The 14,566-nt window shown below is 60.9% G+C and carries 16 protein-coding genes; all 16 read right to left on the bottom strand.

Translation table 11 applies throughout. From position 1 onward, the window contains the following. Window positions 1-20: 20 nt before the first annotated feature. The 16 genes from atpG to erpA all read right to left on the bottom strand — a co-directional run bounded on the left by atpG (window position 21) and on the right by erpA (window position 14,515). Window positions 21-887 carry a F0F1 ATP synthase subunit gamma gene (gene atpG, locus LCW13_RS17210; RefSeq protein ID WP_043331714.1) on the bottom strand — a complete coding sequence of 289 codons (867 nt, stop codon included), beginning with the start codon at window positions 885-887 and terminating at the stop codon, window positions 21-23. Window positions 888-954: 67 nt separating this feature from the next. Further along, window positions 955-2,499, bottom strand: a complete 1,545-nt coding sequence (gene atpA / locus LCW13_RS17215; protein ID WP_043331712.1) for a F0F1 ATP synthase subunit alpha — start codon at window positions 2,497-2,499, stop codon at window positions 955-957. Window positions 2,500-2,515: 16 nt separating this feature from the next. Continuing rightward, window positions 2,516-3,058 (bottom strand): F0F1 ATP synthase subunit delta, encoded by a 543-nt coding sequence (locus tag LCW13_RS17220; RefSeq protein ID WP_043331710.1) that lies wholly within the window; start codon window positions 3,056-3,058, stop codon window positions 2,516-2,518. A gap of 13 nt (window positions 3,059-3,071) precedes the next feature. Next, complete coding sequence (locus LCW13_RS17225) at window positions 3,072-3,542, bottom strand: F0F1 ATP synthase subunit B (protein WP_043331708.1); 471 nt, start codon at window positions 3,540-3,542, stop codon at window positions 3,072-3,074. Between the two features lie 64 nt (window positions 3,543-3,606). Continuing rightward, window positions 3,607-3,855 carry a F0F1 ATP synthase subunit C gene (gene atpE / locus LCW13_RS17230; RefSeq protein WP_011508579.1) on the bottom strand — a complete coding sequence of 83 codons (249 nt, stop codon included), beginning with the start codon at window positions 3,853-3,855 and terminating at the stop codon, window positions 3,607-3,609. A gap of 101 nt (window positions 3,856-3,956) precedes the next feature. After that, the gene (gene atpB, locus LCW13_RS17235) at window positions 3,957-4,820 is read right to left on the bottom strand and encodes a F0F1 ATP synthase subunit A (protein ID WP_043331706.1); all 864 of its coding nucleotides are present in this window, start codon (window positions 4,818-4,820) and stop codon (window positions 3,957-3,959) included. A gap of 9 nt (window positions 4,821-4,829) precedes the next feature. Next, window positions 4,830-5,234, bottom strand: a complete 405-nt coding sequence (locus LCW13_RS17240; protein WP_043331819.1) for an ATP synthase subunit I — start codon at window positions 5,232-5,234, stop codon at window positions 4,830-4,832. A gap of 405 nt (window positions 5,235-5,639) precedes the next feature. Then, entirely contained in the window at window positions 5,640-6,587 is a 948-nt protein-coding gene (locus LCW13_RS17245) for a ParB/RepB/Spo0J family partition protein (protein WP_153636724.1), read from the bottom strand. Window positions 6,588-6,605: 18 nt separating this feature from the next. Beyond that, entirely contained in the window at window positions 6,606-7,373 is a 768-nt protein-coding gene (locus LCW13_RS17250; RefSeq protein ID WP_043331702.1) for a ParA family protein, read from the bottom strand. 149 nt (window positions 7,374-7,522) lie between these two features. Further along, the gene (gene rsmG, locus LCW13_RS17255; protein WP_043331700.1) at window positions 7,523-8,173 is read right to left on the bottom strand and encodes a 16S rRNA (guanine(527)-N(7))-methyltransferase RsmG; all 651 of its coding nucleotides are present in this window, start codon (window positions 8,171-8,173) and stop codon (window positions 7,523-7,525) included. Beyond that, entirely contained in the window at window positions 8,170-10,092 is a 1,923-nt protein-coding gene (gene mnmG, locus LCW13_RS17260; RefSeq protein ID WP_153636725.1) for a tRNA uridine-5-carboxymethylaminomethyl(34) synthesis enzyme MnmG, read from the bottom strand. The genes rsmG and mnmG overlap by 4 nt, the downstream gene beginning before the upstream one ends. Window positions 10,093-10,109: 17 nt before the next feature. Next, window positions 10,110-10,394, bottom strand: a complete 285-nt coding sequence (locus LCW13_RS17265; RefSeq protein ID WP_153636726.1) for a hypothetical protein — start codon at window positions 10,392-10,394, stop codon at window positions 10,110-10,112. Window positions 10,395-11,469: 1,075 nt separating this feature from the next. Continuing rightward, window positions 11,470-12,216, bottom strand: a complete 747-nt coding sequence (locus LCW13_RS17270; RefSeq protein WP_054556363.1) for an amino acid ABC transporter ATP-binding protein — start codon at window positions 12,214-12,216, stop codon at window positions 11,470-11,472. Between the two features lie 109 nt (window positions 12,217-12,325). Further along, window positions 12,326-12,997: an amino acid ABC transporter permease gene (locus LCW13_RS17275; RefSeq protein ID WP_043331697.1), complete on the bottom strand. Its 672-nt coding sequence runs from the start codon at window positions 12,995-12,997 to the stop codon at window positions 12,326-12,328. A gap of 150 nt (window positions 12,998-13,147) precedes the next feature. Next, entirely contained in the window at window positions 13,148-13,909 is a 762-nt protein-coding gene (locus LCW13_RS17280; RefSeq protein ID WP_153636727.1) for a transporter substrate-binding domain-containing protein, read from the bottom strand. 252 nt (window positions 13,910-14,161) lie between these two features. Beyond that, window positions 14,162-14,515, bottom strand: a complete 354-nt coding sequence (gene erpA, locus LCW13_RS17285; protein ID WP_043331693.1) for an iron-sulfur cluster insertion protein ErpA — start codon at window positions 14,513-14,515, stop codon at window positions 14,162-14,164. Window positions 14,516-14,566 lie beyond the last annotated feature (51 nt).

The raw sequence follows: 14,566 nt of genomic DNA on the forward strand, positions 1-14,566 counted from the left end.
TGCCTGTTGCCACGCTGTCATCAGACGGCGGCGGCACCGGATACGATCTCGGAGATTTCCTGAGTGATCGCTGCCTGGCGGGCCTTGTTGTAGACCAGCTGAAGGTCGTCGATCAGGTCGCCGGCGTTATCGGTCGCACTCTTCATTGCGATCATTCGCGCTGCCTGTTCGCAGGCGATGTTCTCGACCACGGCCTGGTAGACCTGGGCCTCGACATAGCGCTTGAGCAGCTTGTCGAGCAACGAGACGGCATCCGGCTCATACAGGTAGTCCCATGTAGTGGGACCGGTTTCTTCGTCATTCAGATCAGCTTCGAGAGGAAGCAGCTGACGCACGACCGGCTTCTGCGTCATGGTGTTGACGAACTCGTTGAACACCACGTACAGACGGTCGAGGCTGCCCTCGTCGAATGCGTCCAGCATGGCCTTGACGCTACCGATCAGATCCTGGGTACCCGGGGAATCCCCGAGACCGGACTTGGCGGCAAGCAGGTTGCCACCGTAGTTGCGGAAGAAGGTACCGGCCTTGGAGCCGAGGGCACAGAAGTCCACCTCGACACCCTGATCGCGCCAGCTCTTCGCATGCTTGGTGACAGCCTTGAACAGATTGGCGTTCAGGCCACCACACAGGCCGCGATCACTGGAGACCACGATATAACCGACACGCTTCACATCGCGTTCCATCAGATACGGATGGCGATATTCCGGGTTGGCCCGGGCGATGTGTCCTACAACCTTGCGGATCTGATGAGCATAAGGCTGGCTGGCCGCCATGCGATCCTGCGCTTTACGCATCTTGGACGCAGCCACCATTTCCATGGCGCTGGTGATCTTTTGCGTATTTTTGATGCTCCCGATCTGGGAGCGAATCTCTTTTGCAGCTGCCATAGCGATCTGCCTTATTCATGCCACCCGAAGGGAAACGACAGGGCCCGGACTGGCCGGGCCATGCCACTTACCAGCTTTGAGTCGCCTTGAACTTCTCGACGCCAGCCTTGAGACCATTCTTGATCTCGTCATCGTAGCCGCCGGACTGATTGATCTTGTCCAGAAGATCCGCGTGCTCGGAGCGCATGAAGTCCAGCAGCGCCTTCTCGAAGCCCAGCACCTTGGCGACGTCGACGTCATCCAGGTAGCCTTCGTTGGCCGCGAACAGCGAGATCGCCATGTCGGCCACGGACATCGGAGAGTACTGCTTCTGCTTCATCAGCTCGGTGACACGCTGACCATGCTCGAGCTGCTTGCGGGTCGCTTCGTCCAGATCAGAGGCGAACTGGGAGAAAGCTGCCAGCTCACGGTACTGAGCCAGTGCCAGACGCACACCACCACCCAACTTCTTGATGATCTTGGTCTGAGCAGCACCACCGACACGGGAAACAGACAGACCCGCGTTGATGGACGGACGGATGCCGGAGTTGAACAGGCTGGTCTCGAGGAAGATCTGACCGTCGGTGATGGAGATCACGTTGGTCGGAACGAACGCAGACACGTCGCCACCCTGGGTCTCGATGATCGGCAGCGCAGTCAGGGAGCCGGTCTTGCCTTTCACTTCACCCTTGGTGAACTGCTCGACATAATCGGCGTTGACGCGTGCGGAACGCTCAAGCAGACGGGAGTGGAGATAGAAGACGTCACCCGGGTAGGCTTCACGGCCCGGCGGACGCTTGAGCAGCAGGGAGATCTGACGATACGCCCATGCCTGCTTGGTCAGATCGTCATAGACGATCATCGCGTCTTCACCGCGGTCGCGGAAGTACTCACCCATGGTGCAACCGGCGTACGGTGCCAAGAACAGCATGGCAGCCGGGTCGGAAGCGCCAGCAGCGACGATGATGGTGTGTTCCATCGCGCCGTGCTCTTCGAGCTTGCGCACGACGTTGGCAATGGTGGACTGCTTCTGGCCGACGGCGACGTAGACGCAGGTAATGCCCTTGCCCTTCTGATTGATGATGGCATCAATCGCGATGGCGGACTTACCAATCTGACGGTCACCGATGATCAGCTCGCGCTGACCACGGCCGATCGGCACCATGGCATCGATGGACTTCAGACCTGTCTGCACCGGCTGGTCGACCGGCTCACGGGCGATGACACCCGGAGCGACCTTCTCAACCGCGTCAGTCAGCTTGGCGTCGATCGGGCCTTTGCCGTCAATCGGGTTACCCAGCGCGTCGACCACACGGCCGACCATTTCCGGGCCTACCGGCACTTCGAGGATACGACCGGTGCACTGCGCGGTCATGCCCTCTTCGAGCTGGAGGTAGTCACCCAGAACGACAGCACCGACGCTGTCGCGCTCAAGGTTAAGCGCCATACCAAAGACGCCACCCGGGAATTCAATCATCTCACCGAACATGACGTCTGCGAGGCCGTGGATCTGCACGATGCCGTCGGAGACGCTGACGATGGTGCCCTGATTACGGGCTTCGGATGCGACGTCAAGCTTTTCGATACGCTGCTTGATGATGTCGCTGATCTCGGAAGGATTCAGTTGCTGCATGCCATGTCCCTCGGACTCAGGAGTTCAGTGCTTCGGAAAGCCGGGCCAGCTTGCCGCGCACGGAGCCGTCAATGACGGTATCTCCGGCACGGATGATGACGCCGCCGAGCAGCGTACTATCCACCTGAGTGGTAATGGAGATGTCGCGGTTCAGACGCTTGCGCAGGGCAGTGGCGAGCTTTTCTTCCTGCTCACTCTCCAGTGCAAAGGCAGACACCAGGGTCACCTCGACACGCTGTTCCTGCTCGGCCTTCTGGGCCTCGAACAATTCGGCCACGGAGGGCAGGGCCGCAAGGCGGTCCTGCTCACCGAGAGTCCGGATGAAGTTGCGGGCGCTGTCATCCAGCGCCTCACCGCACACGTCCAGGAAGGTGCCAACCTTGTGCTCGGTGGAGAGCTTGGGGTTGTCGAGCACCGCCTTGACGTTTGCGTCGACAGCGACGAGCGCCGCTGTCGACAACATGCCGGACCAGGCCTCTAGCGCCTGCTGGCCGCGTGCAAACTCGAACGCCGCCTTGGCGTACGGGCGAGCCGCGGTGGAGGTAGACGTTTCAGCCATGGAATCAGTCTCCTCAGAGCTCGGCAGCGAGCTTGTCAATCAGCTCGCGGTGCTTGGCTTCGTCGATGGAGGATTCCAGGATGCGCTCGGCGCCGACCACTGCAAGAGCAGCGACCTGACCACGGAGCTCGTCCTTGGCCTGGTTGATCTCCTGGGAGATTTCGGCACGGGCCTGCGCAACGAGACGCTCGCCTTCCGCACGTGCAGTTTCACGTGCTTCCTCGATCATCTGGTTGGAGCGCTTATGGGTCTGCTCAATGATGCGTGCTGCTTCATCCTTGCTTTCCCGCAGAGTCTCGGTGGCTTTTTCCTGCGCCAGTTCGAGGTCACGGGTAGCACGGCTGGCAGCATCCAGACCATCTGCAATCTTCTTCTGACGTTCTGCCAGAGCCTGTGTGACCGGCGGCCAGACATACTTCATGCAGAAATAAACGAAGACCGCAAAGGCGATGGCCTGACCAATCAGGGTTAAGTTCAGATTCACGCCAGCACCTCTCGCTTCACGATTGTTGGGTCAAAAACACGGTAGGCCGGAGGCCAGCCGATGTTTAACCGACAAACGGGTTGGCGAAGGTGAAGAACAGCGCGATACCAACACCGATCATGGTCACGGCATCCAGCAGACCAGCGACGATGAACATCTTGACCTGCAGCTGCGGGATCATTTCCGGCTGACGCGCTGCGCCTTCCAGGAACTTACCACCGAGGATACCGAAACCGATGGCGGTGCCCAGGGCGCCCAGGCCGATCAGCAGGGAGACGGCGATAGCGGTCATGCCAAGAACTTGTGCTTCCATTGTGGAACTCCAGTTTTAGTCAAGTTTAAGTCAAGGGTTGAGGGTGTGAGCAGAGCTCGGAAATCTTGCCCCACGCCACGGATGGCGTGGGGCGAATTACATCAGTGGTCTTCGCTGGCCATGCTCAGGTAGACGATGGTCAGCATCATGAAGATGAATGCCTGCAGGGTGATGACCAGGATATGGAAGACCGCCCACGGGAAGTGCAGGGGCAGCTGCCAGATACCGACCAGCGAGATCAGGATGAAGATCAGCTCGCCTGCATACATGTTACCGAACAGACGCAGCGCCAGAGAGATCGGCTTGGCGATCAGCGTCACGAACTCAAGCAGGAAGTTGACCGGAATCAGCGCGATCTGTGCCAGCTTGTTCGGGGTGTTGAACGGGTGCAGCGTCAGTTCGGCCAGGAAGCCCTTGAGGCCCTTGACGCGAATGGAATAGAAGATGATCAGCGCGAACACGGACAGTGACATGCCCAGCGTGGCATTGATGTCAGTGGACGGCACCACCTTGAAGAACACGTGAGCCGGATCGGCGCCGAACATCTCACCGACCTTGGCAGCAACGCCAGGCAGCCAGTCTACGGGGATCAAGTCCATCAGGTTCATCAGGAAGATCCAGCAGAAGATCGTCAGTGACAGCGGTGCGATCAGGCGTGAACGACCGTGGAAGGTCTCACGCACGGACTGATCGACGAACTCGACCATCAATTCGACGAAGTTCTGCAGACCGCTGGGAACGCCAGTGGTGGCGGACTTGGCGACCTTGCGGAACAGGCACAGGAAGATCAGGCCCAGACCGATCGACCAGCCCATGGTATCCAGGTGGATGGCCCAGAATCCCATGTCGGCCGCTTCCTGAGCGCTGTGCGCCAGTGACCATCCGTGTTCCGGGTGGTTGCCGTACGTCAGATTCTGCAGGTGGTGCTGAATATATTCGGAGGGACTCGGGTTGGTGCCTGCCATGACTCTGCCTCAGGTTCGTGTGTACGGTGTTCGCTTCACCAGCCAGGGGCCCAGCCAGTGAACCGCCATTGCCGCCACGTAAGCGCAAAAAAATAAAGCGGGGTTTGAGGGCGGCACTGCAATGAAGAAGAACGCAAACAATACGGCCGTCAAACCGAACTTACCGGCCTCGGCCTGATAGAAGGCCTTGACCATTGCCTGGGCGTAGCGTGCACCGGTCACACGCAGTGAACGCCAGGCGAAAAACAGATTGGGCAGCAGGCAGACCAGCCCACCACACAGCGCGGAAAGCGCCGCACCACTGCCTTTCATCACTCCCGCCAGCAAGACGGCAATCACGATGACCAGCGCCTGGCCCCAGAGCAATCGAGCCACCTGAGGGCGTTGTAGAGCAGCGGGTGTCGTCTTGTGCATCTTGGACCTGTGTCTCGCAATGATGGCCTTCGCCATTTCTGGCGCTGCGCTGGACACAGCCCGGGAGCAAACTCGCCGGATTATAGGGGAGCGCTTCACCGCCATCAACCAAACGACAAGCTAAATTCCTTGATCTTTCGCAAGCTTACGACCAAAGCCTCACTATCTTGCGGGAAACCGATGACAGTTTGCTTACGTTGACAGTCGCTTGCGGTGCGAGCGACACAGGGTTGCATGAATCACAACCTGACGTCAGCAACATCCTTCAATATCTTGAATGTCAGATGCATTTCGCGCCCCTGCGACAATGAGTCACAGGGGCGCGAAAGAGGATCGTGATCCGTCACGCGGAAAATTGCCGCCCGGGGAGGTGTGACGCGCGGTCAGCCCTCCCCTGCTCACCCACTAGTGGATATGGCCGAGAATGCCGTCCAGCTCATCCAGACTGGTGTAGGAGATGGTGACCTTGCCCTTGCCGCTCTTGCCGTGACGGATATTGACGGCAGCGCCCAGTTGCTCCGAGAGGCGCGTTTCCAGACGCTGGATGTCGGCGTCCGGTCGCGCCGGTGCCGACTTGGGCTGCTCACCCTTCTGCACGCTTTTCACCAGCGCTTCGGTCTGGCGCACGGTCAGCTCGCGCTCGACGACTTCATGGGCCAGCTTGCGCTGACGTGCCGGAGTCAGGCCGATCAGGGCACGCGCGTGCCCCATGTCGAGCTCACCGCGCTCCAGCAGGGTCTGCACTTCCTGTTCCAGCGTCAGCAGCCGCAGCAGGTTGGTGACCTGGGCGCGTGAACGCCCGACCGCGTCGCCCACCTGCTGCTGGGTCAGCTCGAATTCCTCGAGCAGGCGCTTGAGCGCCAGGGCTTCCTCGACCGGATTGAGGTTCTCGCGCTGGATATTCTCGATCAATGCCAGCGCGAGCGCGATCTCATCGCTGATGCCTTCGCGGACGACGGCGGGGATGGTATCCAGCTCCGCCAGCTGCGAGGCACGCCAGCGGCGCTCGCCGGCGATGATCTCGTAGCGCCCCTCCCCCACCGGACGCACCACGATGGGCTGCATCACGCCCTGAGCCCGGATGGAATCCGCCAGCTCCTCGAGCGCTTCCGGCTGAATGTCACGCCGTGGCTGATACTTGCCACGCTGCAGCTGCCCGAGCGGCAAGCGCTCGAGGCGCTCGCTGGGCAATTCCGCCGTGGCAGCGGCCGGATTCGCGGCCAGCGCGGCATCCGGTGACGCATCGATGGCGTCGCCATCGACAGCTTCTATATCGGCTTCGACATGGCGGCGGCGGTTTCCGGCGCCAATCAGGGCATCCAGGCCCCTTCCCAGGGCACGCTTACGCGTCATGGACCTTCCTCGGTGAAGTTACAGCGAGAGACGACGAATCAATTCCTTGGCGAGCACCCGATAGGCCTGGCTGCCACGCGACAGACGCGCATACTTGGTCACCGGCAGGCCGTGGCTCGGCGCTTCCGCCACCCGCACGTTGCGCGGAATGGTCGCCTTGATCAGGGTATCGCCAAAGTAATCGGAAAGTTGCTTGCTGACATCGCGGGTCAGACTGTTGCGAGCGTCGTACATGGTACGCACGATCCCGAACACGTCGAGGGCCGGATTCACGTTGCCTTGAATCTGCTCGACGGTATCGAGCAGCGCTGACAGACCTTCCAGTGCATAGAACTCGCACTGCAGCGGAATCAGCACGCCATGGGCGGCGGTCAGGGCATTGACGGTCAACATGTTGAGCGAGGGTGGGCAGTCGATCAGTACCACGTCGTATTCCGCGGCGATCGGCGCCAGAGCTTCCGTGAGGCGGCGCTCACGCCCCTCGACACCGAGAAGATCGACCTCGGCGGCGGTAAGGTCGCCATTGCCGGGCAACAGGGCGTAGCCGGCATCGGGACAATCGAGAATCACGTCACTGGCACGCAGTTCGCCCAGCAGCACATCCAGCACGCTGCCTTCGAGGTCGTGCTTGTCGATGCCGCTGCCCATGGTGGCATGGCCCTGCGGGTCGAGATCGATCAGCAGAACGCGGCGATCGAGTGCCGCCAGCGACGCCGCCAGATTGACGGCAGTGGTGGTCTTGCCGACGCCACCCTTCTGGTTGGTCAGCGCGATGATCTTGGTCACGAGCGACTTCCTTGGTTCCTTGAGAAGCGGGGCCATTGGCACCAGCCACATGCTCACGAGGACAGATCAATGATCTGCCCTCGTGAAAACATCAGGCTGCCTGCCTTTTGCGCCCGGCACAATCCCTGCGCACGCCTTGAGGCGCTTTATCAGTCGCGCTTGAGGCGCAGAAGGTGACGCTCCCCTTCCTCGCCCGGCACTTCCAGCACCAATGTCTCGACCAGCGAGACACCCATCGGCAGGCGGGCAATCTCATCACTGGGGATGCGCCCTTTCATGGCCAGCCATTCGCCGCCCTCGGCGAGCACGGCCGCCGACAGATTGACGAAGGCATCGGTATCGGCGAAGGCACGCGAGATGATCTGCTCGAACGGCGCGCCATCATAGGCTTCGATACGGACCTGGGTCGGGCTCAGATTCTTGAGGCCCAGTTCATGGCCGGCCTGAATCTGGAAGCGCACCTTCTTGCCATTCGAATCCAGCGGCACGACGGCGATGTCGGGACGCATGATCGCGATCACGATGCTGGGCAGGCCCGGGCCAGCGCCGACATCCAGAAGGCGTGGCCCACTGATATAAGGCAGCACACTGAGGCTATCGAGCAGATGGCGAGTCACCATCGCCTCCGGCTCACGTACCGCGGTGAGGTTATAGGCGCGATTCCACTTGTGCAACAGCACCAGCAACGTCATCAGCTGGGCGTGCTGTTCCTCGCTCAGCGCCACTCCCATGGCGCTGGCACCACGACTGAGCAGCTGAGCGCAACGTTCACGCTGTGTCTCGTTGAGCGTCTGGCTCATTGCGCGACTCCCGTGTCAGTCGTTGCGGCATCTGCGGGTGTCTCCGCCTTGATCAGCTGACGCTTCTTCAAGTGAATCAACAGGATAGAGACAGCTGCCGGCGTGACACCGGAAATGCGACCGGCCTGGGCCAGCGTCGCCGGGCGCGCTTCGTTGAGCTTCTGCTTGATCTCGTTGGAGAGACCATCGACGGAATCATAGTCGAGGCTGGTCGGCAGTTCGGTGTGCTCGTGACGACGCAGGCGGTCGATCTCTTCCTGCTGACGCTGGATATAGCCTGCGTACTTGGCAGTGATCTGTACCTGTTCGGCGATGCGCCAGTCGTCGACCCCTTCCCCTTTCAGACCTGCCACATCCGGATACTCGAGCTCCGGACGCTTGAGCAGCTCCATCAGGCTGGCTTCGCGCTTGAGCGGCGAGCTGAGCTTGTCGCTCAATGGGGCCAGCTCCGGGCTCTTCGGCGTCAGCCAGGTGCTCTCGAGACGCGCGGTCTCGCGGGCGATGGCTTCACGCTTGCGATCGAAGGCTTCCCAGCGGGCGTCATCGATCAGGCCCAGCTCGCGACCCTTGGCGGTCAGACGCAGATCGGCATTGTCCTCACGCAGCAGCAGGCGATATTCGGCACGCGAGGTGAACATGCGGTACGGCTCGCGCGTGCCTAGGGTGATCAGGTCATCGACCATCACACCGGTGTAGGCCTCGTCACGCAGCGGATGCCAGGACTCGTCGTCAGTGGCGCGCAAGGCGGCATTGACGCCCGCCAGCAGCCCCTGGGCACCGGCTTCTTCATAGCCGGTGGTGCCGTTGATCTGACCGGCGAAGTACAGGTTCTTGATGAAACGCGTCTCCAAGGAGTGATGCAGGTCCTGGGGATTGAAGAAATCGTACTCGATGGCGTAGCCGGGACGCGTGATGTGCGCGTTCTCCATGCCACGGATCGAGCGCACCACCTCGAGCTGCGTATCGAAGGGCAGCGAGGTGGAGATGCCGTTGGGATACAGCTCATGGGTATTCAGGCCTTCCGGCTCGATGAAGACCTGGTGGCTGTTCTTGTCGGCGAAGCGATGCACCTTGTCCTCGATGGACGGGCAGTAACGCGGCCCGATGCCATCGATGACGCCGGAATACATCGGCGAGCGGTCGAGATTGGCGAAGATGATCTCGTGAGTGCGCTCGTTGGTGTGCGTGATGTAGCAGTTGACCTGCTCCGGCTGCATCTCACGGCTGCCCATGTAGGACATCACCGGACGCGGCGTGTCGCCCGGCTGGGCTTCCATCTTGCTGAAGTCGACGCTCTTGGCATCGATGCGCGGCGGGGTGCCGGTCTTGAGGCGATCGACCCGGAACGGCAGTTCACGCAGACGCGATGCCAGGCCATTGGCGGGCGGATCACCGGCACGGCCACCGGCATGGTTGTCCAGGCCGATGTGGATCACGCCGCCGAGGAAGGTCCCGGTCGCCAGCACCACCGTGGTGGCGTGGAAGCGGATCCCGGTCTGGGTGACGACACCCCGCACGGTCTCGCCTTCGACGATCAGGTCTTCCGCACCCTGCTGGAACAGCGTCAGGTTCGGCTGGTTTTCCAGCACGTTGCGGATCGCGGCCTTGTACAGCGCCCGGTCAGCCTGTGCGCGAGTGGCACGCACTGCCGGCCCCTTGCGGGCATTCAGGGTACGGAACTGGATACCCGCCATGTCGGTGGCCAGGCCCATGGCACCGCCCAGCGCATCGATCTCCTTGACCAGATGGCTCTTGCCGATCCCGCCGATGGCGGGATTGCAGGACATCTGGCCCAGCGTCTCGATGTTATGGGTCAGCAGCAGGGTCTGACGGCCCATGCGGGCAGCAGCCAGTGCGGCTTCCGTACCGGCATGACCGCCGCCGATGACGATCACGTCAAAGCGGTTCGGGTAATCCACGTTGGCACCTCGGGGTATCACGAAACTTGGGTGAAGCGCTGTTCGCTGGTTGGCGAAGCAGGCAAATCGGCCAGGCAGGGCGATGAATCGATGCCTGGATGAATCAAGGACTGCCAGACGGCATGGCGAATGATGTCCGTCGCCGAAGGCATGTGCTCGACCGGTGAGGGAGCTTGCAAGCCAGCAGGATGACGTCCGGGCCGCACAGTATAAACCGCCTGTGGGTAAGCGTCAGGAGTTTTCCACAGCGCCTTGCCCTGGCAGGCCATGAGCGAATGCCCGGGTTGTTTCTTCTGGGGCATCAATCCACGCCGCGGCGATTCACGAGTCTTGCGGATACGACGCGTCGATTTTCCGGCGAGGGATGCGCTACCCAGACAGCCGTTCGTTATCCCGAACACTTCGGATTCGGCGAGTTCACGTCAGGTCGATCGTGAGGTCTCGGTCCGTCCTTCGGGTTTCCGGATAACAAGATTATATAAAGAAAAGAAAAAGGGGTTCTGTTGATGTTGTAACTACTGTTGTGGACAAAATCAGTGGGAAATCGAATTTATCCGTTACAAATCAAAAGCTTACGATGTTGATATAGTTGGGGAGAAAATGCGGAGTACCTGAGGACGCCACCGGTCGCTTCCTGTGGATGAAATGCGGCCTTGTCCACAGCCCCGATTATCCCCTGATTCATACCGAGCTGGTACCCGACTTTTCTGCCCTGCTGTGCACAAGTGGCGTTGTTACCCACAACCCCTAGTGCTGCATGGTCTGACGGCAAGAAGGCCGCGGATAATGCCGGAAAATGTCCACAGAGGCAAATGTCGATTTCCTGCGCTGCCCAAGGCTGTAGACAGTCATGGGATAAGTGGTGCGTGAATGGCTACAGCCCTCGCCAATGGTGCCAATGACGTTACACGCCCCAGCCTGTGGATACTTTTTCGCTTGTTTTGCCCGTGTCGGCCGCTGAGACTGCCTGAACGCTGTCCCAGCGGCTCACGGTGCACGTTATCCTCGTGTGGTTTTCCGGCTAGGCCCCTGATTTATCCCTGTTTTTCACACGCTAAAGCGACGCCTCAGCGAGGACTGCCAGGCGGGGAAAGCGTCATTCCTTCGAGCGCCAAGGCGTGTTTGCGTGACCTGGCAAGGGGATGGCCGGGGCCAAAAAAATTCGTTTTTTTCTTCTCGAAATGCCGACAGATGGCGCGGGGAGAGAAGATTTTTCATCGTTTGGCGATCCGCAGGGCTCGCGAGGGCCTCTGAGGACAAAAAAAATGCCCCGACCTGACGGTCGGGGCATGCCCGCTGCACGCATGGCAGCGGGTAGGGTCTTCACGTGCTCAACGCTTGTCTGACCAGTGGCTCAGCGAGCCTTGTGGAAGGCGCTCAGTGGGACAGTACGCGGGCCAGGAAGCTCTGGGTACGTGGATGTTGCGGCGTATCGAAGACCTGCTCTGGCGTGCCTTCCTCGACGATGCTGCCCTGATGGATGAACACCACCCGGTCTGCCACTTCACGGGCAAAACTCATTTCATGGGTGACGATCATCATCGTCATGCCTTCGCGGGCCAGCTTGCGCATGACATCGAGTACCTCGCCGATCATTTCCGGGTCCAGTGCCGAGGTGGGCTCATCGAACAGCATCAGGCGCGGTTCCATCGCCAATGAGCGGGCAATGGCCACGCGTTGCTGCTGGCCGCCGGAGAGTTGCCCCGGGTACTTGTCGGCCTGCTCGAGAATATTGACCCGCTCGAGCAGCGTATCGGCTTGCTGCTCGGCCGCCGGTCGTGAGGTGCCGCGCACCTTGATGGGGGCCAGGCTGACGTTGTCACGCACGCTCATGTGCGGGAAGAGGTTGAACTGCTGGAAGACCATGCCGACTTCGGTGCGTATCGCCTTGAGCGCCCTGTGGCTCTTGCCGTGGGGGATCAGCGAATGCCCATCCACCTCGATGTTGCCGTCCTGAAACTCTTCCAGGCCGTTCACGCAGCGAATCAGTGTCGACTTGCCGGAGCCACTGGCCCCGATGATCACCACCACCTCCCCCTGGGCGACCTCGAGCTCGATGTCCTTGAGGACATGCAGGCTGCCGAAATGCTTGTTGAGCTTGTGCATCTTCACGATGGCAGTCATGGGGCGCTCCGAACCGGCGCTGCATGCCGGAAGGTCGTCAGAGAAATGAGATCAGGCTGAAGGTGAGAGGGCGCGGCTATATCCGTCGCGCGTGGGGGGCAGAGAGACATCATTGGCCCACCAACCCGCGGCGCTCGAGCATCCGCAAGCCAAATGACAGGCTGAGGGTGATCACCAGATACAGCAGCGCGACCATGAAGTAGGTTTCCAGCGCATTGAAGGTCGTGGCGATGTAGATCTGCCCCTGACGCACCAGCTCACCGACGCCGATCACCGAGAACAGCGAGGTGTCCTTGATCGAGACGATGCCCTGGTTACCCAGCGCGGGAATCATGCGGCGCAGCGCCTGAGGCCAGATGACATAGCGGAAGGTCTGCGGGGTGGAGAGGCCGAGTGACAGGCCGGCTTCCCGCTGGCCACGGGCGATGGACTGCACGCCACCGCGCACGATTTCCGAGATATAGGCGGCCGAGTTCAAGGCGATCGCGGCGATGCCGGCGGTCAGGGCATCGATGGGGCCACCGATGATCTGCGGCAGGCCATAGAAGATGAAGAGCACCTGGACGAGCACCGGGGTGCCACGGAAGATCTCGATATAGGCGGTGGCGACCCAGCGCAGGATGCGGCTGGGAGACAGGCTCAGCAGTCCGAACAGGATGCCGAGCACGAAGCCGATGGCGAGGCCACCGAAGGAAATGGCGAGGGTCCAGGGAATGCCCTCGAGCAGGTAGGGCACCGAATTGAGTGCGGCCTGCCAATCAAACTGGAACTGAACGTCCACGGGGGGCTCCTTGGCACGAACCTCTCATGCGCTGCTGGGCGCGCCGGAGGTTCGAGACGACCGACATTCCGGCAGGCTGTCGCTGCCGAAATGTCGTGATGATGATCTGCACTACGCGACGTGGGGTGTCTGAGGCGAGTCGAAAGCGGCTTACTGGCTGTCGCCGGGCATGGCGCCGAACCATTTCTGGTAGATCTCGGCATAGCTGCCATCGGACTTCATCTCGGCCAGCGCCTTGTTGGCGGCCTCGGTCCACTCGCTGCCTTCGGTGAAGGCGATGCCGTATTGCTGGCCCTCATAGAGCGGCCCCACCGTCTTGACGCGTCCATTGCCCTTGGTCTTGGCGAAGTAGCCGACGTTGGGGGCATCGTAGAAGACGGCATCGACGCTGCCGGATATCAGGGCCATGTACATGTCGGCGCTGCCCGGGTAAGGCGTGATGGTGGAGTCACCAAGGTTGGCGGTGAGGTAGTCGTAACTGGTGGAGCCGATCTTGGTGCCGATCTTCTTGCCTTCCAGGCCCTCGATATCCTCGATGTCGCCGTTGTTGGCCGAGGTCAGAATCTGCAGGCCGGAGTCATAGTAGGGATCGGTGAAGTCGACGATCTTCTCGCGCGCCTCGGTGATGGTGATGCCGGCGATGGCGACATCGACACTACCGGTCTGTACGGCCGGGATGATGCCATTGAAGTCCATGGTCTTGAGGTCGATATCGAAGCCGGCGCGCTCGCCGATGGCATTGAGGATGTCGATATCGAAGCCGACCATCTCGCCGCTTTCCTGGTCGAGCATCTCGAAGGGCACGAAGCTCGGGTCGGTCGCCGCCTTGAGGGTGACGGCATGGGCAGCGCTGGCCATGAAGGTGGCGGCCGCGAGGCCAGAGAGAGAGGCCAGCAGGTGAGATCTGCGCATTTTACATTCCTCTTTATATTTAGATTTTAGGATGTATAGCGTTTTTAGATTGACGAGCACACCGGACCCCGTCAAGTCTCCCGCTGCTGCCATGCGGCGAAGGGAAGCTTGCAAGCCACTGAGATGACGAAAAAAAAATCGCCCCCTACCGGGAACCGGTAGGGGGCGATCAGGCGCCAGCAAGACGCCAATGTCGTGTGCGGGCCTGTCAGCCCTCCCTGGTCAGACGCTCCCTGGTCAGACCCTCAATGATCAGACCATGAAGGAAGACCCGCAGCCACAGGTGCTGGTGGCATTGGGGTTCTGGATCATGAAGCGGGCGCCCGCCAGACCTTCCTCATAGTCGATCGTCGAGCCGACCAGATACTGGTAGGACAGCGGGTCGATCACGATGGCGGCTTCGCCCAGCTCGACCACGGTGTCGTCATCGGCCAGATCGGTGGCGATATCGAAACCGTACTGGAAGCCGGAACAGCCGCCGCCAGTGACGTAGACCCTGAGACGCAGCTCCGGGTTGGCTTCTTCCGCGCGCAGCGCTGCAATCCGGGCACTGGCGCGCTCGGACAGGTACAACGGCGTGGGGATGAAGCTTTGTGCTTCGCTCATGCGGGCCTCCTGGAAGGAGTCGGAGGCCGGACGCTGGAGACAGCGCCCGGC

It is taken from the genome of Cobetia amphilecti (assembly GCF_020217465.1).
Lineage (GTDB): Bacteria > Pseudomonadota > Gammaproteobacteria > Pseudomonadales > Halomonadaceae > Cobetia > Cobetia amphilecti.